This is a genomic window from Candidatus Electrothrix sp. (assembly GCF_052785085.1).
This window is the reverse complement of record NZ_JALAAI010000011.1, coordinates 1-25,342: the sequence shown is the minus strand read 5'-3', so window position 1 is coordinate 25,342 and position 25,342 is coordinate 1. Positions and strand designations below refer to the sequence as shown.

The 25,342-nt window shown below is 47.7% G+C and carries 24 protein-coding genes, 3 pseudogenes and 1 riboswitch; of the genes and pseudogenes, 8 read left to right on the top strand and 19 right to left on the bottom strand.

What is annotated here, in order from left to right:
- From L2082_RS03405 to L2082_RS03390, 4 genes are all read left to right on the top strand, one after another.
- A complete protein-coding gene (locus tag L2082_RS03405; RefSeq protein WP_446008587.1) occupies nt 1-1,263 on the top strand; it encodes an ABC transporter substrate-binding protein/permease in 1,263 nt (420 codons plus the stop codon).
- Entirely contained in the window at nt 1,256-1,942 is a 687-nt protein-coding gene (locus L2082_RS03400; protein ID WP_446008588.1) for an amino acid ABC transporter ATP-binding protein, read from the top strand. The genes L2082_RS03405 and L2082_RS03400 overlap by 8 nt, the downstream gene beginning before the upstream one ends.
- Before the next feature lie 112 nt (nt 1,943-2,054).
- Nucleotides 2,055-3,785, top strand: a complete 1,731-nt coding sequence (locus L2082_RS03395) for an FAD-dependent oxidoreductase (protein WP_446008589.1) — start codon at nt 2,055-2,057, stop codon at nt 3,783-3,785.
- A 58-nt stretch (nt 3,786-3,843) separates the two neighbouring features.
- Entirely contained in the window at nt 3,844-4,701 is an 858-nt protein-coding gene (locus L2082_RS03390; RefSeq protein ID WP_446008590.1) for a UbiA-like polyprenyltransferase, read from the top strand.
- Between the two features lie 145 nt (nt 4,702-4,846).
- On the opposite strand, the gene L2082_RS03385 is transcribed toward L2082_RS03390, so the two are convergent.
- Nucleotides 4,847-5,221, bottom strand: coding sequence for a hypothetical protein (locus L2082_RS03385; protein WP_446008591.1), 375 nt, complete (start codon nt 5,219-5,221; stop codon nt 4,847-4,849).
- 33 nt (nt 5,222-5,254) lie between these two features.
- Nucleotides 5,255-5,333, bottom strand: a riboswitch (cyclic di-GMP riboswitch).
- 441 nt (nt 5,334-5,774) lie between these two features.
- Entirely contained in the window at nt 5,775-6,146 is a 372-nt protein-coding gene (locus L2082_RS03380; RefSeq protein WP_446008592.1) for a hypothetical protein, read from the bottom strand.
- 638 nt (nt 6,147-6,784) lie between these two features.
- Between L2082_RS03380 and L2082_RS03375 the strand changes: the two genes are divergently transcribed.
- Entirely contained in the window at nt 6,785-7,150 is a 366-nt protein-coding gene (locus L2082_RS03375) for a VanZ family protein (RefSeq protein ID WP_446008666.1), read from the top strand.
- A gap of 93 nt (nt 7,151-7,243) precedes the next feature.
- Here the strand turns inward: L2082_RS03375 and L2082_RS03370 are convergent, their stop codons facing one another.
- The 17 genes and pseudogenes from L2082_RS03370 to L2082_RS03290 all read right to left on the bottom strand — a co-directional run.
- Nucleotides 7,244-8,557: a B12-binding domain-containing radical SAM protein gene (locus L2082_RS03370; RefSeq protein WP_446008665.1), complete on the bottom strand. Its 1,314-nt coding sequence runs from the start codon at nt 8,555-8,557 to the stop codon at nt 7,244-7,246.
- Nucleotides 8,554-9,936, bottom strand: a complete 1,383-nt coding sequence (locus L2082_RS03365; RefSeq protein WP_446008664.1) for a B12-binding domain-containing radical SAM protein — start codon at nt 9,934-9,936, stop codon at nt 8,554-8,556. The genes L2082_RS03370 and L2082_RS03365 overlap by 4 nt, the downstream gene beginning before the upstream one ends.
- A gap of 15 nt (nt 9,937-9,951) precedes the next feature.
- The gene (gene gspE / locus L2082_RS03360; RefSeq protein ID WP_446008663.1) at nt 9,952-11,640 is read right to left on the bottom strand and encodes a type II secretion system ATPase GspE; all 1,689 of its coding nucleotides are present in this window, start codon (nt 11,638-11,640) and stop codon (nt 9,952-9,954) included.
- A 13-nt stretch (nt 11,641-11,653) separates the two neighbouring features.
- Nucleotides 11,654-13,942 (bottom strand): type II secretion system secretin GspD, encoded by a 2,289-nt coding sequence (gene gspD, locus L2082_RS03355; RefSeq protein ID WP_446008662.1) that lies wholly within the window; start codon nt 13,940-13,942, stop codon nt 11,654-11,656.
- A gap of 229 nt (nt 13,943-14,171) precedes the next feature.
- Entirely contained in the window at nt 14,172-15,239 is a 1,068-nt protein-coding gene (locus L2082_RS03350; RefSeq protein WP_446008661.1) for a beta-N-acetylglucosaminidase domain-containing protein, read from the bottom strand.
- Between the two features lie 5 nt (nt 15,240-15,244).
- On the bottom strand, nt 15,245-16,225 hold the full coding sequence (locus L2082_RS03345; RefSeq protein ID WP_446008660.1) for a type II secretion system protein N: 981 nt from the start codon (nt 16,223-16,225) through the stop codon (nt 15,245-15,247).
- Nucleotides 16,222-17,178, bottom strand: coding sequence for a type II secretion system protein GspN (gspN, locus tag L2082_RS03340; RefSeq protein WP_446008659.1), 957 nt, complete (start codon nt 17,176-17,178; stop codon nt 16,222-16,224). The genes L2082_RS03345 and gspN overlap by 4 nt, the downstream gene beginning before the upstream one ends.
- Before the next feature lie 18 nt (nt 17,179-17,196).
- A complete protein-coding gene (locus L2082_RS03335) occupies nt 17,197-17,736 on the bottom strand; it encodes a hypothetical protein (protein ID WP_446008658.1) in 540 nt (179 codons plus the stop codon).
- The gene (gene gspL, locus L2082_RS03330) at nt 17,733-19,274 is read right to left on the bottom strand and encodes a type II secretion system protein GspL (protein WP_446008657.1); all 1,542 of its coding nucleotides are present in this window, start codon (nt 19,272-19,274) and stop codon (nt 17,733-17,735) included. Before gspL ends, L2082_RS03335 begins: the two co-directional genes overlap by 4 nt.
- A gap of 8 nt (nt 19,275-19,282) precedes the next feature.
- Nucleotides 19,283-20,308, bottom strand: coding sequence for a hypothetical protein (locus tag L2082_RS03325; protein ID WP_446008656.1), 1,026 nt, complete (start codon nt 20,306-20,308; stop codon nt 19,283-19,285).
- Nucleotides 20,305-21,375, bottom strand: coding sequence for a general secretion pathway protein GspK (locus tag L2082_RS03320; RefSeq protein WP_446011448.1), 1,071 nt, complete (start codon nt 21,373-21,375; stop codon nt 20,305-20,307). The genes L2082_RS03325 and L2082_RS03320 overlap by 4 nt, the downstream gene beginning before the upstream one ends.
- Nucleotides 21,375-22,079: a PulJ/GspJ family protein gene (locus L2082_RS03315; protein WP_446008654.1), complete on the bottom strand. Its 705-nt coding sequence runs from the start codon at nt 22,077-22,079 to the stop codon at nt 21,375-21,377. The genes L2082_RS03320 and L2082_RS03315 overlap by 1 nt, the downstream gene beginning before the upstream one ends.
- Nucleotides 22,080-22,081: 2 nt before the next feature.
- Nucleotides 22,082-22,492 carry a type IV pilus modification PilV family protein gene (locus tag L2082_RS03310; protein ID WP_446008653.1) on the bottom strand — a complete coding sequence of 137 codons (411 nt, stop codon included), beginning with the start codon at nt 22,490-22,492 and terminating at the stop codon, nt 22,082-22,084.
- A complete protein-coding gene (locus L2082_RS03305) occupies nt 22,489-23,037 on the bottom strand; it encodes a pilus assembly FimT family protein (protein ID WP_446008652.1) in 549 nt (182 codons plus the stop codon). The genes L2082_RS03310 and L2082_RS03305 overlap by 4 nt, the downstream gene beginning before the upstream one ends.
- 9 nt (nt 23,038-23,046) lie before the next feature.
- Nucleotides 23,047-23,517, bottom strand: a complete 471-nt coding sequence (gspG, locus tag L2082_RS03300; RefSeq protein WP_446008651.1) for a type II secretion system major pseudopilin GspG — start codon at nt 23,515-23,517, stop codon at nt 23,047-23,049.
- 218 nt (nt 23,518-23,735) lie between these two features.
- Nucleotides 23,736-23,960 (bottom strand): annotated as a pseudogene (locus L2082_RS03295) (type II TA system antitoxin MqsA family protein); the annotation flags it as partial.
- Nucleotides 23,961-23,978: 18 nt separating this feature from the next.
- A pseudogene (locus L2082_RS03290) lies at nt 23,979-24,092 on the bottom strand (type II toxin-antitoxin system MqsR family toxin); the annotation flags it as partial.
- A gap of 66 nt (nt 24,093-24,158) precedes the next feature.
- On the opposite strand from L2082_RS03290, the pseudogene L2082_RS03285 reads away from it, so the two are divergent.
- The 3 genes and pseudogenes from L2082_RS03285 to L2082_RS03275 all read left to right on the top strand — a co-directional run.
- A pseudogene (locus L2082_RS03285) lies at nt 24,159-24,353 on the top strand (recombinase family protein); the annotation flags it as partial.
- A gap of 77 nt (nt 24,354-24,430) precedes the next feature.
- Nucleotides 24,431-24,661 (top strand): type II toxin-antitoxin system Phd/YefM family antitoxin, encoded by a 231-nt coding sequence (locus L2082_RS03280; protein WP_446008650.1) that lies wholly within the window; start codon nt 24,431-24,433, stop codon nt 24,659-24,661.
- Nucleotides 24,636-25,025 (top strand): type II toxin-antitoxin system VapC family toxin, encoded by a 390-nt coding sequence (locus tag L2082_RS03275; protein WP_446008649.1) that lies wholly within the window; start codon nt 24,636-24,638, stop codon nt 25,023-25,025. Before L2082_RS03280 ends, L2082_RS03275 begins: the two co-directional genes overlap by 26 nt.
- Nucleotides 25,026-25,342 lie beyond the last annotated feature (317 nt).

Genomic DNA, 25,342 nt, shown 5'->3' with positions numbered 1-25,342 from the left:
GTGGACGTCAGTCGGGAGATCGCCCAACGCATCAACCGTGAATCCCGGATTGTCGCCACGGAATGGGACGGCATTCTGGCAGGGCTGCTGGCAGAGAAATACGACGCCATCATCGGTTCAATGGCCATCACCCCGACCCGGCAAGAAAGCGTGGATTTCTCCACCCCCTATTACCATTCCGGTGCCCAGCTCTTTGTCCACCGCGATAACCCGGACAAGGTCTATTCGATCAGCGAGTGCAACGGCCTGCGCATTGCGGTCGTGCTCGGCGAGACCTACCAGCATTTCCTTGAAGAAAAATTCCCGGATGTTGAGGTGGTCACCCTCAAATCAGCAGCCGAGATCTTTGCCATGCTGGAGCAGAAGCGGATCACCGGTTTTGTCACGGATCGGCTGGTCGGGGCTTGGCAGACCAAGGAGGCAGGCCGTCCCTTTGTGCCGGTGGGCGAGATGCTCTATAAGGAGCGCATCGGTATCCCGGTGCGCAAGGATAATCCGGATCTGCTCGGCCAGATCAACACTGCCCTGGCCGCAATGGAGGATGACGGCACCATGCAGCGCATCCACCAACGTTATTTCGGCTTGGGCAAAACCTCCTCCTCCAAGCTCGGCACGATGGAGCCTTCGGTGATTGCGACCAAGCTGCTCAAGGGCTTTGCTGTCAGTCTCGGCATAGCCCTTGCTGCTCTCCTGCTCGGCTTTGTTCTGGCCATACCCAGCGGCCTGCTGCTGACCTTTCAGCGCGGCAGTCTCAAGCCGCTTCATTTTTTGGTGCGGGGCTTTGTTGATTTTATCCGGGGCACCCCTGTCCTGATCCAGCTCCTCTTTGTCTGGCTGGGTCTTGGCTTGTCACCCTTTCCGGCAGCCATCCTCACCTTAGGTATCTGCGCAATGGCTTATATGGCCGAGGTTATCCGGGCAGGCCTGATGAGTGTTGATCCGGGCCAGGACTTAGGAGCACGGGCCTTGGGACTTTCTCCCCTGGATCGTTTCCGCTTTGTGGTCTGGCCCCAGGCCTTCCGCATTGCTATCCCGCCCTTGATGAACTGCGTGGTGGCCCTGCTCAAGGACACAGCCTTGGTCTCGATCATCTCCATCCCCGAGCTGATTCGCGAGGCCCAGTCCATTATCAGCGTCACCTTTGAGCCGGGTCTCTACTACCTGATTGCCGGACTTATGTTCTTTGCTGTCACCTTCCCGCTGATGAAGCTCTCTGATCGCGTTGAACGATCCATCAAAGCCAAAGGATTTGCCCATGATTGAAGTACAAAACGTAGCCTACACCTATGCGGACGGAACAAAGGCAGTCAATGATGTCAGCATGACCTTCCCGGAACAGGGGATCTTTGCTGTTATGGGCCTGTCCGGTTCCGGTAAGACCACCCTGCTTAATTGCATTGCCCGTTTTCTTTCCCCGCAGCAGGGAGCAATTCTCCTGGATGGGCAGGATATCCAGGATATGAAAGAAGTCGATTTCCGGCAACAGGTCGGGGTGGTGTTTCAGCACCTGAACCTCTTTCCCCATCTGAACGTGCTGGAAAATATGATGCTGGCCTTGGAACGAGTCCAGGGGCGAAGCAAGAGCGAGGCAAAGGCGGAGGCGATGGATATCCTGAAGCGGCTCAATATTGGCGAGCTGGCAGCAAATTATCCTGCTCAGGTCAGCGGCGGTCAGGCCCAGCGGGTGGCTATTGCCCGAGGGCTGGCTCTGAAACCCAAATTCATGCTCCTGGATGAACCGACCAGTGCCTTAGATGCAGCCACGACCTCGGATTTCGCTCAATGGCTGCGGGAGTTACAGGAGTTCACCAGCTTTATTATTGTCACCCATGACCTGCCCTTTGCCGAACAGACCGCAGATCAAGGGGTGTTTATGGCACAGGGTCAGGTGCAGGAACAGGGCCGCCTTACCGAGGTATTGCAAAATCTTGACCGCTGCTGAGAAAAAATAAACCGAGAACAGGTTGACAGGGGCGGCTTCCTGAAATATTCTGCGTACTCATCTTATGAGAATTATACCCCCTTAAAAATATAATATATAGACGGAGAATATTATGAGCAAAAAAGTCGTCATTGTCGGTGGAGTTGCTGCTGGCCCCAAGGCTGCCTGTCATCTGAAAAGGGTTCAACCGGGCTGGGATGTCACTGTAGTGGATCAGGACAGCATGATATCCTACGGAGGTTGCGGTATTCCCTATTATGTGGGGGGAGATGTCTCGGACGAGGCAGAGCTGCGCTCCACCAGCTTTCACATGGTTCGTGACGAGCCCTTTTTCGCTGATGCCAAGGGAGTTGAGGTGCTTACCCGGACCAAGGCCCTGGCAATCGACCGGCAGAACAAGAAGCTTCAGGTGAAGAATCTGGACAGCGGTGAAGAGCAGGAACTCCCTTATGATAAGCTCATGCTGGCTACCGGTGCTTTCCCCTTTGTCCTGCCCATCCCTGGGGCGGAACTGGATGGCGTGTTTACTATTGCGAATCTGCATAAGGCCATTGAGATCAAGAAACGAATTGCTGCTGGTAAGGTGGGTAAGGTCGTGGTGATCGGCGGTGGAGCTATTGGCATTGAGATGGCTGAATCCTTTGCTGACCTCTGGGGCCTGGAAACAAGCCTGGTGGAGTTCATGCCCCAGCTTTTGCCCAAGCTGGTGGATGCCGACTTTGCCACCATGCTGCAAGGGCATCTTGAGGAGATGAAGGTGGCGGTCTACACCGACGAAGGCGCAACCGAGATCGTCGGGGATAGCGACGGCAAGGTCGTGGCCGTGAAAACACCTCAACGCACCTTGGAAGCAGATCTGGTGGTGATGGCGGCAGGTGTCCGTCCGCGCAGTGACTTGGCCAAAGAGGCAGGCTTGCTTGTGGAACCTTGGGGCGGTATCACGGTGAACAACAGGTTGCAGACCTCTGACCCGGATATCTACGCTGCTGGCGACTGTATTGCTGCCAAAAATCTGGTCACAGGAAAGCAGACCTTTGCGCCTATGGGTTCACTAGCCAATCGGGAGGGCAGGGTGGCTGCTGATAATATGGCAGGTCTTGCTGCCTCCTTTGAAGGTGTGGTGGGTTCCTTTATCATGAAAGCCTTTGATCGCTGTATTGCCGCCACCGGTATCACCTATGAGGCGGCTGTGGCAGAGGGTTTTGACGCGGATTACTCGCTGACAGCTCCGGCTGATCGTGCTCATTTTTTCCCAAATACAGCTGCGGTTATCTTTCAAATGGTCTTTGATAAGCGCACTCGCCGGGTGCTGGGCCTGCAGGGCTTTGGTATGATGAATGACTCTATCTCTGCCCGGATCAATGCTGCTGCGGTGATGATCAGCAAGGGCGCAACCATTGAGGACTTCATGATGGCGGAAATGGCCTATGCACCGCCCTTCTCTGCTGCTATTGATTCCCTGAACGCTGCTGCCTTTGTGGCAGATAACATCTGCGCGGGCCGGATGCGCCCTGTCAGTATGCAACGCTTTTATGCCTGGATGGATGATTTTTCCACAGAACCGGATTGGGTGGCCCTGGATATCCGTCATCCCAAGGAGGCAGCGGTCTTTGTTGAGAAGTTTGGTGCTGACAAATGGGTGGCAGTGCCCTATGCAGAGATGCGTCAATGCTTTGCAGAGGTCCCGGATGACAAGACCCTGATTATTCTTTGCGATGCCGGAACCCGTTCCTTTGAGGTTCAGGTCTTTTTGGATCATATAGGCAAGACAAACAGCCTTGTTTTGGGCGGCGGTTTTAATGTTATCCGCAGGCTCGGGGCTGACTGGTTGCCGCAATCGTAACTTCAATTCTGCAGGATAGGGGCACAGCCTGCTGTGTCCCTGCTGCGTTTCATCAATAATGCTGAAAAAAATACATATCCTGCTTGAGATGATCAAATTCAAGCACACGGTGTTTGCCTTACCCTTTGCCCTGATGGGGGCTTTTCTTGCTGCTCAAGGGTTCCCATCGTTGCAGGTGTTTTTTTGGGTACTTATAGCGATGGTTGGTGCTCGCACTGCTGCCATGACCTTTAACCGTATTGCCGATTATCGCTTTGATGCTGCCAATCCACGTACGGAAAAACGGGCCATCCCTGCTGGTGAAGTTTCGCTCAAGGAATCATGGCTCATGGTCGCATTGTCCTCGGGCCTGTTTTTTCTGGCCTGCTGGATGCTTAACCCCCTGGCCTTGTTCCTCTCGCCCTTGGCCCTGGGGTTGACCTTTTTTTACTCCCTGACCAAGCGTTTTACCTGGCTTTGTCATGTTATTTTGGGAATAGCCCTGGCCATTGCCCCGCTGGGCGGTTGGGTGGCTGTGCAGGGGAGCCTGGTTGGTTATCCCTGGATGCTTTCCCTTGGGGTGCTGTTTTGGGTCACTGGTTTTGATATTGTCTATGCCTCCCAGGATGCAGAGTTTGATCGCAAGGCCGGGTTGTATTCCATGCCTGCCTCGCTGGGGCGTAAAAATGCCTTTCGGCTGGCTGTAACCTTTCATGCCCTGGCCTTTGTGCTTTTCATCCTGACCGGTTACGTACAGGGGCTGAACATCGTCTATTATATCGGCATAGCTCTCACAGGAAGTGCCTTGTTTTATCAGCATCTCATAGTTAACCCGAGAGATCTCTCCCGGATTCAGGTTTCTTTTTTTTCCATGAACGGCTTTATCTCCTTGACCCTTTTTGTCGCTACCTGTATTTCTTTGTTGATGACAAGATGAGGCAAAGAGAAAGGGGGATACAAAGACAAAAAAAACAGCCCACTCCCGTGAAGGAGCAGACTGTCAGGTTGAGGTTATATTCAGGTTATGCAGTCTGTGTTACAAGGGAAAGAGTTTGAATCCTTTCCTTTCCTTTACGGTTGAATTACTGTTGAAGCACCTGAGCAGTTCTGTATTCTGGTTTCACCGGACAGGAACCAGTGTCCGGGTAGAAGTATACCTCCACCACAAACATCCCGTTTTCCTTTTCCGGCAGGATACGGATACGGACATTGCCGTGCAGCTTATCCGTTCCCAGTGATGCATCGGCCTTTTGCAGGATTTCGTTTCCCAAAGCAAAAGCTTCCTCCGGGGTTTTTCCGTAATCGCGAATACAGAGTTTGGCACTGCCTGGGCCACCGACAGTGGTTTTGTTGACTTTGAGGTTTTTCTCAGCTGCTGACAAGAGCGACGGGGTGCTGAGAAAAAGTGCTGTAAGAACGACCAGACTTCCGTTGAATAACCTTTTTGTGATTTTCATAATCTCCTCCTGGTATTTTAAAGGAAATAAAAAGCAGACAACCCGGCTGTCTCTCCAGATGAGACCCGTGGCTTTCCGACACCGCCTCACGGCGGCTGTGGCTTTTACAACTTTCCAGGGACTTGTGCTACTGCCCCTGACCAGAAAGTTTGCAGCCCGCTTTGCAAAACTATCGAGCACAACTACCACATTGCAGGGGCTGTGCCAAAACTCAAAAGGCAATGATGGTCCAATGGAAAAGTAGAGGAAAGTAGAGAAGAAAGGGTAAAAAATATACACCTGCTTACGTAAATGTATTTTTTGCTTTATGGCGTTTTGTACAGAAAATAGTACTTGTCACTGACAGAAAATGTCAAAACTCCTGCTTGTTAAAGTCGAAAAACAGATATTTAAAGTGCTTCCCGCCAAAGTTCAAAACCTGACAGCCAGCCATTTTTATGAATTGACAGGTGGGTACGTAGCAGATACATACCCGCTCCTCTGGTAAGAGGGGCGGGTGTCTTGTTTATGAGATCACTTGCAATGACGTGAGCAACTTCAAATGCGGTCCTGGTTACTCTTGCAGCAGCTGATATGCCAAATATTCTGGGTTGACCGGACAGGATTTCTTCTTGTCTGGAATTGAGTAGACTTCTACGACAAACATATCCTTTTCCTTTTCCGGCAAAACGCGGATACGCACATTGCCATGCAGCCTGTCTGCTCCTAACAGAGCATCTGCCTTTTCAAGGATTTTTGCTCCAGCAGCAAAGGCTTCAGCAGGTGTTTTGCCATACTCCCGGATACAGAGTTTAGATGTTCCTGGACCTCCCACCGTGGTTTGGCCAACTTTTAAAGGCTCTTGGGCAGCAAGTGGAGCTGCGGTAAGGAAATAAGCTGCGAATACGGTCAGGCCAGTTTTGAATAAGGTGCTTGTTGCTTCCATAATTCTCCTCCTGATGCTAGGGGAAAAAGCATTTCCCCCGGTTGTCTCTTTATATTGAGACTCTTGGGTTTTCAGAATATTTTACAACCTGTTTTATCTCGTTGAGCATTTGCTCTTGTTCCCTCTTATACAGAAAGCATGCCAGTACAATATGATGCATGCTGATGAGCAGGGTTGATTGGTAAAAAAAATATGAGAGAGAAAGAAAAAAAATGATAGCTCTTATTGGATTATGATATATAAAAATATTTATGCAATATTCACATCTTTATAATATGACAAAAAGTGACCTAATATATGAATTTTAATGACAAAAAGAGACAGTATATCATTAATGTGCGAACAATCAGTCATAAAAGGATAGATAATGAATGTTAACAAGTATAAGTTTTTATTTATGTAAATCAATAGAATGATCACTTTTATTGTTTATTTTCTTACCTCTTTTTTTGACAAAAAATGTCACCATAAATATTTTTTATGCTGTAATGATAATATGTATATTTGTTTGCAATAAGATATATTTATAAAATTATATTGCAATAAATAATAAAGATGCTTGTTTGTATGTTTTGTTGGATGGATAAATAATGATTATATTTTATTAATTTGTAAGATTTATGTAGAAAATATCTATTATGAAATATTTTGTATATATTATGCAAAGGTATTGGTTAATCAATACAGCTATTGTTTTTATTGCTATTAGCGTGTTGTCACTTTGGCCTCTTGAAAGTGTACCTTCGGCACCGGGAAGCGATAAATTTCATCATCTTGTAGCCTATGCGGCCTTAGTTTTTCCTATTGCCTTGCGTAAGCCCCGTTTATGGCAGTTTATGGTTTTATTTTGCATTGCCTATAGTGGTTTTATCGAACTGGTACAACCTGTTGTGAATCGTTATGGGGAGTGGTTGAATATGGCGGCAAATGGTACAGGTGTGGTCTGCGGCATTCTCCTTGCGGAGGTCATGCAGCTGTGGGTGGAAAGGAAGAGAAAAGAATAAATTCCTTTCGCATGAGAGCTTTTAAAAGTGGATGCCGGGAGAGGAGAAAGGGATATTTTTTGGGAACTGACTGGTGGAAAACTGGTGGAGCTTTTAAAAAATATTTGGCGTAATCTTTTTTTTGATATGGTGGCGATAATAGAGGTTAACCACCAGGTAGAGAAAAAAATCCCAAGGGCGCTTCCAGAAGTCCTTGCGCAGAATTGTGCGTTGCAGAATAGATCCCAGGCTGAATACTTCTTCGTACAGTTGCCAATATGCCTGGGTGAGTTCTTCCGGGCTCATATGCCGTGGGATATGGACTGCTTCAGTGCCATTATAGGAGTAGAGATCGTGATTACATATTCGCCCCTGTGTCAGCATCTGTGTATAGAAATCTGTGCCCGGAATAGGTGTCAGGATGTAAAATCTTGGCACAACGATTTTGTTTTTTTTGATAAAATCAGCTGTCCGGGCAATACTTTCCTTGGTATCCCCGTCCGCACCTACCACCATTTCCGTGGACACGTCAATTCCCGCATCCTGAATAGTACGGATCAGAGCAGGATACTGGCTTGAGTCAGCCCAGTCTTTATCTATGGCTGCAAGGCTTTCCTGGGAAATGGATTCCAGGCCAAAGCTCAGGGCCCGGCAACCACTTTCTGCTGCTGCCTTGAGCAGGTCCGGACGATGGACAATTTCAATGGAGCATTGCGAGTACCAGGTCATGTTCAGCGGTTTGATTTGCTCGCATAACTGGAGGAGGTAGGAGGGGTGCGCCAGGATATTATCATCCAAAAGGAGGAATTTACGAAATCCCAGGTTTTGCACATAATGGATATCCCGCATCACTGCCGCTACCGGGCGTTGGTAATAGCGATTACGGTACAGGCAATGGACTGAGCAGAAAGAACAGGATTTGGGACAGCCTCTACCTGCTTGCACGGGTAAGAAGTCACCGATCTTTTTACCCAGCAGTAATTCATAGCGAGGCAGGGGAGGGTCAAGTTCTTTCAGTTGTTCTTCATAGTACGGTTGGAGACTGTCGTGCTGATAATCTTCCAGCAGCCTGGGCCAAGCCAGTTCTGCATCACCGATGACCACGGCGTCACAATATTTTTTTGCCTCTTTGGGCATCAGGCTGGCCATGTAGCCTCCCATGATCACGGTTTTGCCGAGGCCGCGAAATTCCTTGGCCAGATTAATGGAGCGCACAATACTATGTCCCATTCCAGACAGAGCAATGATATGTGCATCTGTATCATAGGGGATATCTTCAATGGTTTCCAGGCAGATTTCCACCTGCCAATCCTTAGGGGTAAGGGCTGCCAGCAGCGGCAGGGCCAGGCCAACAAAGTAGAGCCGCTTTTTTTTTATTGGTAAGCTATCAGAACCATAGGGTGAGGGTTGGATAAAGAGGATTTTCATGGCATGTTGTTTTTGTTTATAGATCGAATAACCTTGCCAAGGTATTGTAGGGTCACCCGGCTGGAGCCGAAAAAAAGTCGTACATTATCCCGTAACCCAAAACGTCGGAGCAGGTTAAGGAGAGATTTTGGACGAAAGGTAACAGTATGATAGAGCCTGATAATATTCCAGTAATACCCTGCCACAGAGAGTTTACCAGGACGAAGAACCAGATGGGCCAAGTCCCATTTTTCATACTCACTGCGTGGAATACGCAGGGCTGTTTCATAGCCCTCACCAGCAGCAGTGCCCTTGAGTGGGGTAAAGGGCTGAAGGTTGACAAAAGAAAGATTCATCTTTTTCAACCACTGGCCTAAATGACGAAAGTCTTTGCTGTTCCAGTCCATGTCCAGAATCATAGTGGCATAGCAATCCACCTGATGCTCAGCCAACACAGCCACAGCCTGTTCATTAATACTGAGGCTGGATTTTTTATTAAAGCGATCCAGATCCCTATCCAGGCAGGATTCAATCCCCACAATCACAGCCCGCAGGCCATTGGCAGCAAAACGACGGATGACCTCTGGGTGAGCAGCGATGAAGTCAGCCCTGCCATAGATCAGGAAACGTTTATCCATGTTGCGTTGTTCCAGTTCATCGCAAAAGGCCAGGACCCGGTCCGCATTGACCAGAAAATTATCATCCACAATATAGATTTCCTGCTCCGGGATCTGACAGAGTTCCTCCATGATATCAGGAAGAGGGCGTTCAAAATACTGGTGATCAGTGATTTCACGACAAAAGCAGAAATTGCAGTGGAAAGGACAGCCAAAGGAGGTTTTGAGCAGGGCGCAGGGATTATGAAAAAGATAGTAATAGCGATGGCGATAGCGGGCCACCTTGGAGCGGTCTGGAAAAGGATGAGAAAAAGAGGTCTCTTTGACAGGTCGGGGCTTATCAGGGTGCCATACACCAGCTATCTCCTGAAAAGACTGTTGTGTTGCGGCACAGTGTACCAGTTCCTGAAAAGTGGTCAGGCCGTTGGCGCAGATAATGGCATTCAAGGCAGGATGCTGAAAATCTTCTGGAACCACCTCTGCATGGACTCCACCCACCACAGTCAGGCATTCTGCTGACCAGGCCTTGATGGTCTCAGCCATTAGCTTGATAATGCGAACATGGGTGATATAGCCAGTCATGGCCACCAGATCAGGTTGGAACGCAGCGAGGAGATCAGGCAGGGGCCGTTTTTCCAGGATCATATCAAGAATATCTACCTGATGCCCTTGATCAGCAATGCTGGCAGCAAGGTATTCCAGCTCCAAAGGTTCGCAGAGCATCACATGCTGGAGGCCAATGGTTTCGCGACTGGGGCGGGGACGGATAAGGAGGATATTCATAAAAGGACTTTCGGGTTAGGTCACTCGGAAGACCTCTTCCAGAGTCGTAACCCCATCCAGTACCTTTTGCAGGCCATCCATGCGAAGGGTCAACATGGGGTTTTCTGGATCAGCCATTGCCTCTCGTTTAATTTGACCAGCATCGGAAGTTGTGAGGATGGTACTTCTGATCTGCTCGGACAGAACCATGAGTTCGTAGATCCCCAGCCGCCCATGGTACCCTGTATACAAACATTCTTCACAACCCCTGCCAAGATAAAGGTTAGCATCATGAAATTCCTGGGGCAGGGCTAACTGTTCCAGATACTCTGGAGCCGGTGTGTAGGCTTCCCGGCAATGGGGGCAGATTTTACGGACAAGTCGCTGGGCCATAATGGCGTTCACAGAGGATGAGACCAGGAAAGGCTCAACGCCCATATCGATCAGGCGGGTGACGGCACTGGCTGCATCATTGGTATGGAGGGTGGAGAAGACAAGATGGCCGGTCAGGGCCGCCTGAATGGCCATATTTGCTGTTTCGATATCCCTGATCTCACCAACAAGGATGATATCCGGATCCTGACGGACAATAGTGCGCAGGCCATTAGCAAAAGTCAGGTCAATTTTTGCATTCACCTGGACCTGACTGATCCCATTGATTTGATATTCTATAGGATCTTCTACCGTAATAATATTAACATCAGGCTGGTTCAGCACAGATAAGGCAGAATAAAGACTGGTTGTTTTACCGCTTCCTGTGGGGCCGGTGACCAGAATGATACCATGGGGTACCTTGATCAGCTTCATGAGCAGGTCCAGATCTCGGGAAGACATACCAAGTTGTTCCAGGGAAAGCAGCACATTGGATTTATCCAACAGGCGCATAACAATGCGCTCTCCAAAGGCTGTGGGCAGAGAAGAGACACGAAGGTCAATATTTTTATCTGCAATGCGGATTTCAATCCGTCCATCCTGGGGCAGGCGCTTTTCGGCAATATCCATTTTACCCATGATCTTAATCCTGGAGATCAACTTGGCCTGAACATGCTTTTGCGGGGTCAGCATATCATAAAGAATACCGTCAACACGCTTTCGGATTTTGACCCGGTCCTTATACGGCTCCACATGGATATCGCTGGCACCATCACGAACTGCCTGGGAAAGGATCAGGTTGACCAGTTTAATAACCGGTGCATCACTGGTATCGTCCAGCAGATCCGCTGTTTCTTCGATTTCTGAAAGAAGGGCTTCTGGATCATCCTCATCAATATCCTGGAGTACTTGATCTGCGGCCCCCTGGCTGGAGCGGTCGTAGGCAGTATTGACTGCAATAAGAATTTCTTCTTCCGGTGTAAGAACCGTTTTGATACCCTCCCAATGAAGAGACCTCTGAAGATCGTCCAGTTGTTGAAAATAGGCTGGGTCAGCCAGTGCAATAAAGGACTCGCTCGGTGTTGCAATAGGCATCATTTTGAATTTTTTCAAGAAACCTATAGAAACTTTATTCGTAAAAAAAGGATTGGTATCCGTAGGGAGCGATTTTCGCAGTTCAAGACCTGAGTGAAGACTGAGTGCGTGCAGCAGTTCGAGTTCAGTTATTTTTTTTTCCTGAACCAGAATATTGCCCAGCAATCCACCTTGTTCTGTTTGAATCTGCAGAGCATGGCTGATATCCTCTTCCTCAATATTAAAGGACTCTAAAAGAATTTGACCAAGAGGCTTCATGAGAGGATACCTGTTATTTCAGCCTTTGCTGTTTAATTTTTCTCAGGTTCTCACGAGCTGTATTGAGTAATGCCTGATCTTCTGCGGTATGTCCTGACTCACTTGCATCCTGACGGCTGTCAGCAAGCTCAAGAACCTGCTTATAGGTTTCTTCAGCCTTCTTGAATTGCTGTTCATGCTCGTAGATGATTCCCATATTAATCAGGGCATAGGGGTTTTCCGGGTCAATTTTCAGGGCCTGGAGAAAGTATCCTTGAGCAGCTTTGTATTCCTTTTGTTGCAACTTGGCAAATCCCAGGTCAATAAAGGCAAGCGCATGTTCTTGTTTGGGAACACTTTGCAGAGACTCTTCAGGAACATCTCCAGCCCCCTCCTGAACGTCCTCCATAACATCTCGTTTCCGCTGGTAGATATCTGCAAGTTGGGGCGAGCTTTCCACGATCCGGGGCATGATAAAGATAAACATATTGGTTTTATTATTACGATCTTCGTGAGTTTTAAACAGCCAGCCCAGCAAAGGGATGTCGCCAAACAAAGGAACTTTATAATCCCCGGAGGTGATATCCTGGCCGATCATACCGCCGATAACAACAATTTCTTCATTATGAACCACTACCGTGGTGTCGGCTGATCGTTTATAGGTGGTTGGAGTGGTCACTCCGGCTTCACTTTTGAGTCTGGTGACTTCAACGCCAATTTCCAGGCGAAGCAGGTTTGCCTGATTAATCTGCGGGGTAATTTTTAGAGTCGTACCGACATCCTTGTACTCGTAGTTCGTGTAATCCTGGGTGCTTCCAGTGTCGGATGTATTTTTACTCGTAATATAGGGAACGTTTTGTCCAACTGTAATGGTTGCTTCTTTATTATCAGTGGTTAAAACCTGTGGGGTTGCAATGATGTTGATATCTGAATCTCTCTTAAAGGCATTAAGTACTGCGCCAATATCCGGGAAATAGACCCCGCCTATTTTAACACCTTTTTTCAGAAGGCCCAAGGTTGCTCCATCAGCCATCCCGGCAACCCCTGAATCAATTCCTTTGAGCAATCCAAAGTTATTATCAGTAAACCCGCTCCCCAGGGTACCGGTTTCATCGTGAAAACTTCCTAAGCCTCCCCATTCGACACCCAGCTGGAAGTTTTTTTCAATGGATACTTCCATAATCAGGGCTTCCAGGTAGACCATACGCCGGGGGATATCAAGCTTTTCAATGATCTCTTCCAGAATCACGTATTCTTCTTTGGGAGCTGTGATAATCAGGGAATTTGTTTCCGGATCTGCGTTGATTTGCAGGTTTGTGGACAAAGGAGGGGCCTTTGACGCCTCTTCCTTGGTATTCTTTCTTGCTGTTGTTCCTGACTGTTTGGTTGGCAGACTGGTCAGCACCTTGACCAGCTCTTCGGCATTGGCGTGCTGAAGATAGTAGACATGGATCTTTCCACCGCTTTTTGGTGCCTTGGTATCCAGTTGTTCCAAAAGGCTTCGGAGTTTTTCTATTTGGGCCTTGGGTGCGAAAACAATAAGGGAATTCGTGCGTTCATAGGGGATAATTTTGATATTTGAGGACGAGCTGCTGCTCCGGGTTCTTCGCCTGGATTGGACAAAGAGTTGGCTGATGGATTTACCCACATCAGTGACAGAGGCATACTGCAAAGGAATAATAACCAGCTCTTCATCCACAGCTGGCACATCAATTTCTTCAATAATTTCCATCAAACGTTTGATGTTGGATTGGACATCTGTCAGAATCAACATCCCGGACTGGGCATGAGCAATTACATTGCTTGTTTTGGAAAGCAGGGGAGTGAGTATCTTTCTCAGTTCATCTGGATCAGAGTGCTTCATTGGAATAATCCGGGTGACAACCTTGTCGTCTGAAGAATACTTTGCCCCGGCCTTGACCGTGGGAATACTTTTTGAACGCGCTTCAACAGCAGGGACAATTTTGATGATTGGCCCACTGGGAACGGTCGTAAATCCATGGACTTCCAGGACAGATTCAAAGACCTGATAGGCATCTTTTTCTGTCATGCGGGTTGGAGAGATGACAGTAACCTTTCCTTTAACAGTGCGGTCAACAATAAAGTTTTTTCCTGTCAACTCACTGATGTATTTAATGAAAACATTAATATCAACATCATTGAAATCAATGGTCACATATTGCTGTCCGTCTTCCTCCTGGGATTGACCAGTGCTTTCAGCAAAGCTGTTCGGCAGGCAGATACACAGGGAAAACAACACAGTAATAGATGCTATAGATAATGTTCGGAATATACGTTGTACTAAAGAGAAAGAAATTTTCATAATATATTGCAATGCAAAAAGGGTTGTCCTTATCCCTATAACTCTCATCCCACCACCAAGGGAGGGATAACAAAATATGGAAGTTGATCAGACGACTCCAAGGAGCCGTCGGTACTTTCAAATAAGCTTCCATCCCTCCCCTTGGGAGGGATCACAAAGCATACCCGGTACTTTCACGTAAATAATTAACAGGTAAACAGTACGTCGACAAGTATCAAAATATCAAAAGCTAATCGGTCAGGCATGCCGGATCAAAGGCATATTCCCCATTGAGCCAGTCTATAATTTCCTGAGCATAGGGACTGGTATAGCAGCTGTATTGCATAATAAGTGCTTTTTTTTGGGCCGGGTTGATATGATCCAGCCCTTGGGTATGCAGTATATCAATATCGTTAAGGAGTTGCTGCGCAAGTCTTTTTTCGCCTACCTGTTGGACAGCCTCTTGTCTGGTTTTCTGCAGGTCATAATGTTCCTTTTCAGCATAACTGCGTGGAAGCGAATATAAGGGAATGCGGGAAAGCCAGGCCTGATTCATAGGATTTGCAGCATGGCCTGCAGTCAGTTCAACCAGCGACCCCGGACGATTCTCAAAAGGTTTCAGAAGGATGAACTGAGAGGTCACCCTTCCGTCATTCACTGGATAGTTATCCCAGAGAAACGGTTTCCGCCCCAGAAGTTCACTCACTTCTTGTACATGGGATTCTGGAAATTCCTGTGAACAAACTTTCGGGCCTGTCCAGAAAATATCAATTTGAGGCGGTAGTCCTTTTGCTAAATCCTGAAAATATCCTTTTGGACGTGTACCAAACACCTTTTCCAGAACCGGGTCAAAGGAATAATAGGTAGGGCACATTATGACCTTGTCAGCTGTTGTCTTGTTCAGGACATCAAGGGTAATTTCAGCCTGCTTTTGCGCCAAATCTGGTACATCTCCGTGCATATCATCAAAGAGTACACAGAGTAAGTTGATCCCTAATTCATTAAAGAGCGTTATTTTCTCGTGTAGGCTTTTTCGGGCAGAACGATCATAGTTGTTATACATTTCAAAGGGGCTGAGTCCAATACCAAAGTCCAGCCCCAGGTTTTGATAATGATTGATTAATCGCTGAAGTTGGATAAAAATTTCAGCAGGCCAGTCTTCCTCCCATTTTTTGCGTAACCAGGGATCATTTTTGGGCGCATAGATGTAAAAATGATAGCCATTATCTTTCAAAAATTCTGCATAGTCAAACCGGGTTGCAAAAGACCATGCCCGGCCAAAGAAGCCTTCAATGATGCCTAAATACGGGGAGTTCATTCTTCTCATTCTTCTTCAGGCAACCTGTCCAGGTCCGGCAGAACTTCTTCATCCAGCTCATCTATGGGCATATCTTCTTCCATGTCAGAGGGATTACGAATCGGATTCCGACGAAAATTTACTCGACGATGGGGCCGTATAGCAGGAGGACGTCGCTGAGTTTTAATGCTCTTTTCTTCAACAGAATCATCTTCTTCAGGGTCTTCAAAGTCATCCATATCCTCCAGCTCTTCTTCAATCTGAGGGGGTTGTGGGGCAGGAGGTCGAGGGCTCCGGGTAATGAAAGGTAGGCCTGGTCCGCCGCCTTCTCGTTTTTTCATGAGCAAGGCTTCCTGGGCACCAAAGACATCAAGAATAACCTTACCCCGCTCAATGGATTCTATAATTGCGCCCTGGACAGCATCACCGATCTGATAGAGCTTTTGTTCGTTTTTGTTATCTTCAACAATAATAGCCCGTGCTGCTTGTTTATCACCCGTCACGGTACCCAAGAGAGTCAGATTTAATGCTGTTTGCACTTCCTTAACCGGCTGTTTCTCAATAAGAGTTGGTTGCTCTTCTGTGATTACTGGTTCCTCTTGCTGCGTGAGCTGGAAAATATTACGGCGAATGATCACCTGGAAGTCCGGGTTTTCATAATCAATTGTCTGCCCAACAGCAGGTACATCACCCGGCAAATCTGTAGGTAAGGTTTCCTCTCGGTTTTCAGAGGTTGTGGATTGGTCTTCAAGCGGTAAGCCAGGTGCTGTATTGGCAGTATGCTGATGGCGCAGTTCAGCAGGAGGACCCTCTGCATTAGGCTGGGGTTCTTCCTTGTCGCCTCTGTGCTGAATTGCTGGCCCTGGAGTTGGTAGCCCTGCAATGTCAAAGCAGCTGCGATGCAAGAGCTCCTTTTCCAGTTGAGCATATCCCAGATGAACAGCTGTATATGCCAGCACAAAGATGCCAGCTAATTTGAGCAGGATCTTGATCATCTTGCTGATCATTTTGCCGGGCTCCCTTTGGGCGTTTGCTGCAGCTGTTTTCTGATCAACCCCATCTGGTTATTAAATTGAGAAGGAAGACTGGGAAATTTAATACCTGGTGCTTTGAGGATCCCATTCACCGTAAAAGGAAGATCCCCTTTTTGCATTTCTTTTTTCAGGAGCGCCACAAGTGACGGGCTCTCCAGAGAAGAGGCAAATTCAGCTCTGGGCTGGAAAGAGCCTTTTACATCAACGTGGGAGAGTGAGCAGGGAACCATTGTCTGCATGCTGCCTTGAAAGTCTGCAGCAAATAAGGGCGCGTTCACCTTGCCTTGGCTTATGGATACTGTCCCTGCCTTAAATGTGAGTTTGGTCTCTATGGTGTCAAAGTCTATTTGCTTCATGCCCAAAACTGGCTGCTGCAGGCTCAGGGTGCCTTGTGCAAAGGTAAACTCCCCTTGCAGGGTATGGTTGTTCTTGTTCAGCATTCGTGTACCGGAAAAAGTACCTGATAAGGTACCATGCACAGTCCGTTGATATTCTTGCTGAATAAAGGCCAACTCGTTATTGTTTATCTGGATATCCTGCACTGTCCCATCATATTCAAGGGCACTATGATCTTTTGTCACGCTCAGGTGTCCGGTGAGAGACCCCTGGAGGATATCGCAGGTGTATTTTCCTGCAACATTTCCTGTTTTTTTCCAGGTCATAAGATCAGGGCGCAGGTTAACTGATTGGACCTTGACGAGTGTATTGTGTTCTTTTTTCCCGGTAATGCTGATATTATGCAGCTGCACATTAAACGGTGGAAACAATATTATTTTTTCCACAGCCCATTGCAGGGTTGGAGTCATGATATTCAGATCCTTCTCAATCCTGCTCTTAAACGCCTCAGCAGGGAATTTATACCAGAGCAGCAGGAGCACAACTGCGACAGTATATATAAGGTATCCTGATAATTTCAGTAACTTCATAGTCATATTGCAGAGTGCCTAGTCACCGATTACATCCGTTTGGATCAGACTGATAACCTGCATAATCACGTCCAGGGTTCCAACCTCCTTCTTGTTCACCTGAATGGAGATACGTTTCAGTGCCACGGTATGCTCTGCGGATTCAACCCGTTCCAAAAAGGCAACCAGGAGATTAAGACGTATGGCTTTGAGCTTCATCTCAACCATTATTTGTTGGACAGCCCCTTCACCAGTGGGGTCAGAGGGTTTCATGTAGGAAATATTATCCTTGACCTTTGTTTCTGCACATTTTTCTTCAAGAAAGGCGAACAGACTGAAATCTGCTGGTCGGGCAGCAACCAGCTGTTCCAGAGTGTTACTCCGCTGGCTTAATCGACTGATTTCTTCCTGCATGGACTGCATTTCAACCAGATCTTTCTCCATTTTTTGTATCTTTTGCTCGTTTTCTTTTTTCTTGTTCAGAAGAGGAAAAAGGGCGAATTGCATAACAGCAAAGAGGATAAGTGCGCTCAGCAGAATGATCAGCGCTTTTTTATCGTTTTGCTTTAAAGAGGTCATGAGGTATGTTCTTCTCCTTCTGCACTGTTAAGCTGTAGTTTAATTTCAAAGCGAATGCCTTCGCCTTGCTTACCATTGGTTGCAGACACAATATTTACTGCTGCGTAACGATCTGATGCAGTAAGCAGGCTCTTAATGGTGTTGACATTTTTAAAGGCATCTGTTGTTCCTGTCATTTTGACGGAATCCTGATCAATAATCAACCGGGTGATATGCAGGTCAAGAGTCTCTGGAATTCGGGCTGAGATATCATAGAGAACGAAGAGTACCCGCTTTTCTTCGCTGAAAATCGGCATGGAAACAGACATGGTGTCCATCCCCTGTAGTTTAGAGCGCATATGGAGGAGCGGATCTCCACTGGGGCGTATTCCTGGAAAAGATTGTTGAAACACCTGTGTCATTTGCGTTGACAGCCTATCATGTTTCTTTTCCAGTTGGTGAACATCGCCAAAGAGGTAGCCTAAAGTCAGCAGAATAAAGCCACCAACTGTGGCTGCTGCTCCGATGAGCTGTTTTTTTGAGCCCAGCAGGTAATGTGGCAGGGAAAATTCGTCTTTGCGGAAGTTGAAACTCGTTGCTTTTCTTCCAGCTTTGGCAGCCTGTAACGCCAAGGCCAAAGGTCGGTCAAAGAGTTCAGGTTTCCATTGACCAGCAATATCTGCTGTCAGAGTCACAGTATCTATACGGACCAAATCAGATTGTTTCACTGGCAGGCCGAGTTCTGAAGCGACCTTTTTCTGAAATCCCTGATCGAGCAGCATAGAGCCGGTAAGCAGAATGTAATCTGGTTGCAGGTTGTTGGAAAATTGATACGTGAAGATGTCTATACTTTGTTCAACCGTGTGGCAAATCTGCTTGACAGCCTGTTCAGCCTTGTCTGGATCGTCTGTATGAATTTCTTTTCCATCAAAGGAGAAAAGGGTTTCTGTAAAAACCTCGGTTGGGTAGGGCAGCTCTCGCATAAAAGCAACAGCACCATGTTGAACAATAGCGATGGTGGCAGCAGAGGTTGCACAGGAAAGCACGATAAAATTTTCTGATTCCTGATCGGTCTGGCTCAGGCATTCTGCCAGCACAAAGTCAGTTGGACAAATTTTGTTTGGCTCCACTCCCTGTTCGCGAAAGACTGAGAGGTGCCGGGCCATGCGTTCTTTTTCAAGAGCAGCAGCCACCAGCTGGGTTTCTCCCTTTTCCTCATCCACCATTGCAGGATTGGTGGTGATAATGTGTTGATCAGCTGGAAGGAGCAGCTGTTCATCAAGTTCAAAAGGAAGGATTTGCTCTATCTTTTTACTATCAGTAAAGGGTAGAGTGATATTGCGCAGGCTCAGTTGCGAAAGGCCAAGGCCGATATCACAGCGTCCTTTGCCAGAATATTGCAGTTCTTCCAGCAAAAGAGGAAGTTGCTCTGAAAGCTGGTTTTCCTCATCAAGCTGACAAAAGGCGCAGGCAACCGCATTGCTCTCTTTACCGTTTCTGGAAACAGTTACTCCGGTTACCAGATCATCACTGATATCTATGCCCCAAAAAAGTGTCACCCGCTCTCTTACTGTCCGAATTCGGTCAAAGATTTTACCAGCACAGCCTGCTGCAAAAGCCGCTCCAGTCTGCTCAGGTCATCGCAGTTGACGATCTTTTTCTGTGTCATATCTGGAAGCCTCCCAAAGCGGACTTCCAGAACCTTGAGCACTGCTTTCCGGGCTTCCTCAAGCTGCCCCGTGCTTCTTCCCTGCTCAAGCCCCAAAGTGATCCCTAAGTCCCTTCCTTGCTCAAGCCCCAAATCTCTTCCCTGCTCAAGCCCCTGAAGCCGTCCCTCCTCTCTGGCTATCCGTTCCGTGCTGGTTATGTACGGCATCTTTCTCTCCTCCTCAAATGCTTCCAGTTCCTTTTTAAACTCCAACGCCTTGGGCTTCGGTAGTTTCAGCACATAGTCGATAAATCGGTACAGTCTGAAAATCTGTTCTTTGCTGTAGTTTTTCTGGTACAATTCCTTAGTCAGTTCCATTCTGAAGCTGTAGCGTTTGTCCACATCTCCCCCAGAGTGCAGTTTGGCCAGCTGCACTCTGGTCACAACAGCAAACGGGTTGTTGCTTTTCGCAGTTTCCTCAGTATCAAAGTCCAGCAGCTTAATCACCGGAAAAGTGAACTCAACCGAGCAACCGAATTGCTCCCGCAGAAAACGGCATGGCCTGAAGTCCTTGCTCCTGTCAACGAGAACCGCGATACTGACGACATCCTGCCGATACTTATCGAATATTCTGTAGTTGTACACATACATCCTTTCCTCAAAGCTGTCGTCCCTGTTGCCCTGCACTTCGATATGAATTAGAATCCACCTGACCGCTCCACTGTTGAGCAGGCGTACCTCAAGCAACTTGTCCGCCTCGCGCTTGATGTTGTCGCTATCGCAGAGGATCTCGTTTAACTCCTTGTCCAGGAACCTTATTTCCTTAGAAAAATCTATGGCTTTGTGCAAATCTGGCAGGTAGAAACGGAAAAAATCCTCGGTGAAATCTTCGATGATATCTTTCCATCCACCGTCCATGTCTGAAGGAGGTATTTGGTTGTTCATTGTATCTTCCAGTACAGCAGAACCTGCTCCTGATTTTCTTTGCGCTGGATGATTCCTTCGCCAATCCGTTGCAGACCTTGTTCCGTAGCAGTTACAGTTATTTTAAACAAGTTACTTTCAGTTGTCACCAGAGCAGAGTCAAAGGTGATATCCCCGGGAAACCCCGGAACATTGCGGTACCAGGTGACCTGATTAAGCATTTCTTGATTCACTTCATCTTCTCTGAACGAGATCATGTCAGCAGCAAGTTCTTCAGTCATATCATCGTGAAGGGCCTGAAGAACCAGTACAGGTGCTGTGTTGATATTGACCATACCCGGTTGCGCACCATTGGTCAAATAAGCAATGAGATGAGAGGTGGTATTTGCCTTGTTTTTCAGCTCGCTGTAAAGAATTTTTTGCTTCCATCCCTTCACCAATGCCAGGTCATCTATCAAGGACATAGGCCCATTAGCCGGAACATAGGGAGGATCAAGACTGCTGTAGTATCCTTTTTCCGCACCGTTTTCTTCTGTTTCATCGTTCTCATCCAACCAATCCATCAGACTGTCCAGCATAATAGCGGCTTGATTCTCGCCAAGCTCTTCAATGCCAAGGTTCTCCAGGAGGAGGAAACGCTTCCAGAGGCTTCGCTGAAGTTTTTCCGGGTCTTTCTTCTTGTCTTTCCCTTTTTGTTTTTTCTTCCAGGCCTTTTTTTCTTTCTCTGTCCAGACCAAGGCATTGGCCTGTAAGCGGCCAGACAGGTCTGTTACTGTAATATCCATGGAACCAGAAAAAAGTTGGCTGATCAGCGGTGAATCAATGACTCCCCAGCTATCCCATGAAGAATCTGATGCATCTCCTTCCTCATTTTTCTGCTGATCAGCAAGGAGAGCTGCCCGTGCAAGGTTAAGTCCGGACAGGAGCATGGCATCCAGGCGTACTGCTCTGCTTTGATTGACAGCAGCCTGCATCTGTCCATTCACTGAGGTGCTGAGGCGTACAGTGACCGCAACCAGAAAGGCAACAGTCAGCAATGCCAGAACCAGGGCCATGCCTGAACGGTCACGGAGAAAGGATAATGACATTATTCCTCCTCTGGTTTGCCCTGAATGAGGCCGGTGGGCAGCAATACGCTTGTCTGAAAGACCGTTGTTCGCTCTTCTTCTTTATTTCGCCAAAATTCCAGGCGACAGGTTACAGCAGCAGGCAGACGTCGTTTTGCTGCAGCCTCTTCATCACCATCTTGAACCGTGGTGTCCCAGCTCTCCTGCTGTGTTCCTGTATGATCATGATAGGTAAAACGCACAGAGCGGAGTTGATTTGCGAGAATATAGGCATCAACCTCATTGTTTTCGTTACCCTCTTCTCGTGGTCGTTGGAGAACATCGCTGCGCAAAAGCACCAAATGACCATCATGGTTTGGGTCTGATTGCACAGCATAGCTGACTCTGGCCATGCCCGGACTGTCATTTTCCGGATCAAAAACAAGATGGGCTAAGGAGGAGAAAGAGAGCAGAATGCCCTGGTCACCAGTACTGGTTCCCTGCTCACCAATGAATTCCCAGTCTTGGGTCAATAGTGCTGAACTCAGATCCTCGCTGATCCGTTCCATAGCGACCTGGGCCTGAAACGAGATCTCTCCTTGTTTGAGAGTAGCATCAATAGCATTAATGGAACCAGACAGGGCAACGGTCACCATAGCCACCACCAGACCGAGGATGGAGATCGCCAGCATGATTTCCAGCAAGGTAAAGCCTGACTCAGCACCGGACTGATGTGGACTGGACACGCTTATTCCCCTTCTATTGGCTCAATCTCAGCCATGATAACAGAACGGAGCCTGAAGACCTGGCTCTCATCTTCGTAGCGGCTGACCTCAAGAGTAACAAGCTTGAGCATACCCTCAATGCCTGTTATGCCGGTTTCATCCTCATACAATTCCCTGACCTCGGTCTGCCAGGTGTAATCCGCAAATGCATCATCAAAGTCTCCTGATGTGCTGCTTAAGACATCAAAGCCTTCCAGTTGCAGTTCTGTCAGCTTTTGCCGGGCCAGCATGGCTGCATTGGTTTCAAAGCGGGAGATACCTGCAATGGAAATACTCTGCGACTGGGAACCCAGAAGAGAGACAAAGGTCATGGCGATGATTGCCACTGCCACCATAACCTCAAGAAGGGTGAAGCCGTTTTGCGATGCGTTCATCTGCTCACAATTATCCGGTCATTTTCAAGCGTAACATAACCATCAAGGATTCGTGCAAGCCCGAGAAAGGGAGACAGTATAACAGTACGTTGATCTCCAGTATCGTTTTCTAAATGAATAGCTGCTTTTCGGGTATACCCTTTGCTGGTAAAAAGTATCCCTGTCTCATTATTATGTACTGTAGTATTCGCTGTCAGCGTCTCGTTCTCTGGCGTTTCTATGCCTGCCAGTCTCACAGAATCATCCAGCGTGACCCGCAAAAAGGCTTTATTCTGTTCTTCCTCTTCCATTTCCGGTATCCTTGTAACCGGTACAGTAACAAATTCTTTTGTATCAGGATCAAAGCGCAGGGTATAGCTGGTATGCCTGGCTCTGGCCTCTTGCGCTGTTGCCGTGACCAGGCTGACAATGCGCTGGGCTGTTGCACTGAGTTCATTGCTGTACAGGCTGGCTTGGATTTTAGGCATCGTAAAAACGGCTGTCAGGGAGATCAACACCATGACAACGATCAGTTCAAGAAGGGTAAAGCCCTGTTGCTTGGTCATGATTCCCAGCTATTGATCCCAGCTATTGATATCAGCATTCATGCCTTCACCGCCAGGTTCGTTATCAGCTCCATAGGACATGAGATCAAAATCGTCGTGCAAACCAGGACTGATGTAAATAAAATCATTGTCCCAGGGGTCTGTCGGGACAGCATTTTTGTCCAGATAGCCACCATCACGCCAGTTCTTGGCCAGCTTGCCTGTTGAAGGGGGTTCTATCAGGGCCTGTAATCCCTGATCAGTGGTAGGATATTTGCCATTATCCAGTTTATACAGCTTTAATGCCTGGCTGATTGCTCCGATATCGACCTCTGCCTTGGTGCGCCGGGCCTCATCAGGGCGATCCATGATACGGGGGACAATCATACCTGCAAGAATACCAAGGATCACAATGACCACCATGAGTTCAATCAGGGTGAAGCCTTGCTCGTTGTGCAGTATGGATCTGTTCTTCTTTTGGTTGTTGCTATTGTTTTTCAAAGTGCCACCTTTTATTATCTAGGTATCATCTTGTTATGAAATTGTTTTTCTTTAAAAAGTTTTTGAACTGCATAGGTAAAGCGAACTTTTCTTTTCAGAAGATATATTGAAAAAAAATATACTGGAAAAAGGGAGGGAATGCCATGCAAATATTTTTTAAGAGCAGAAAACTGTTGCTGAGGAAATGAATGTTTTGTTGCGGTTAGTGTCCCTTGAATCTACACCGTTCTGATTTCACCGAGCAGGTCAGGATGACGGTCAAGCAGTTTGAGCAATTTCACCAAAGACAGGGGCGGACGTGTCCTGCCGTTTTCATAGCGCGAAAATGCGTTGATGCCGCCGCCGAAGATCTCCGCTGCAGTGCGCTGATCAAGTCCGAGTTTTTTTCGCATCTTGGCGATAAAACTCGGATCGACAATCGCCGCATTGACCTGTTTAGAGAACTCACCGCCCACAGGGGTGCTCGGTCGGTACACGTCCTGCCAGATTTTATGATCGGCGTAGGTGGTCATGCTTTTATAAAAATCAGCGGGCGTGAGGGGATCTTTTCCCTGTTCCGCAAGGGGTACTGACAACAGCCAAAGGGCGATGCGGGGTTTGTTTTTCCATGCTGATATATTAACCTATTTGGTTAGTTTCGGCAAGAGCAGGGAACGGGTTTTATCAGCCTGCAGGAAGGATTGGACACCACCAGCGGGGGCAGGCTGGTCTTTCAGATCTTCGGGGCTTTGGCCGAGTTTGAACGAAACCTGATCCGGGAACGGACAAAGGCCGGGCTGGAGGCGGCACGGGCCAGGGGGGAAGGAACATGCCACCCCCCTATTTCCTCTATTGATTTTAAAATCGCTTGCTAGCGCACGAACGATTATGTAAAATAGAGTCGTACGTAAACTTAAGCTAAGGAGGATAATCAATGGCTATCACGGCATCAACCCTGCGGGGCAATATCTATAAACTGTTAGATAAAATTCTGGCATCAGGAAAACCTCTGGAGGTGGAAAGAAAAGGAGCGCGGTTGCAAATTATCCCTAAAAAACCAGTATCCAAGCTATCTCGACTAACAAAACATGCCTGCATACAGGGCAACCCTGAATCAATCATACATTTGGACTGGTCGGATGAGTGGAACAGCGATTTACCTTGATACCCATGTCGTAGTCTGGCTGTACAGCGGTGACCTGTCTCTGCTCTCAGAAAAAGCCTGTCAACTCATAGAAGAAAACGAGCTGCTGATTTCCCCACTGGTCCTGCTTGAACTTCAGTATTTATTTGAAATAAAAAGAATCACGGTTGAACCGACCGTTATTTTTGATTCGCTTGCGGAGAGCATAGGGCTGGAAAAATGCCGTGCATCTTTTGCACGGGTGATTACGGAAGCCATGCGGATCTCGTGGACGAGAGACCCTTTTGACAGGATCATCACCGCTACGGCAATGATTCATCAGGCTGGTTTGCTGACCAAGGATGAGATGATCAGGCAGGAGTGTGGGTTGGCGGTTTGGGACTGACCGGCCCCAAAAATGGTGCGGCTCACAAATCCCATCCTGCGTTTGGTTTGCGGGATGGGATTTTTCGTTTCAATGCCGCAGTGTTTGTAGTGCATGGGATGCATCACATGGCTGGAGCAGCAAGGACAGCCTGGATTGCCTCCAGGTTGTTGTCCGGCATGTGTCGGCAGGAAAACAGCAGAATATCATACTGATAATTTCACCTGACCTTCAACGGGCTGTTTTTCATAGCTAACCGTGTTATACTCCATGAAAATGCTTTTTAATCATAACATTGGAGGATGCACTTATGTTAACAAACGAACTCAATTGGTTTT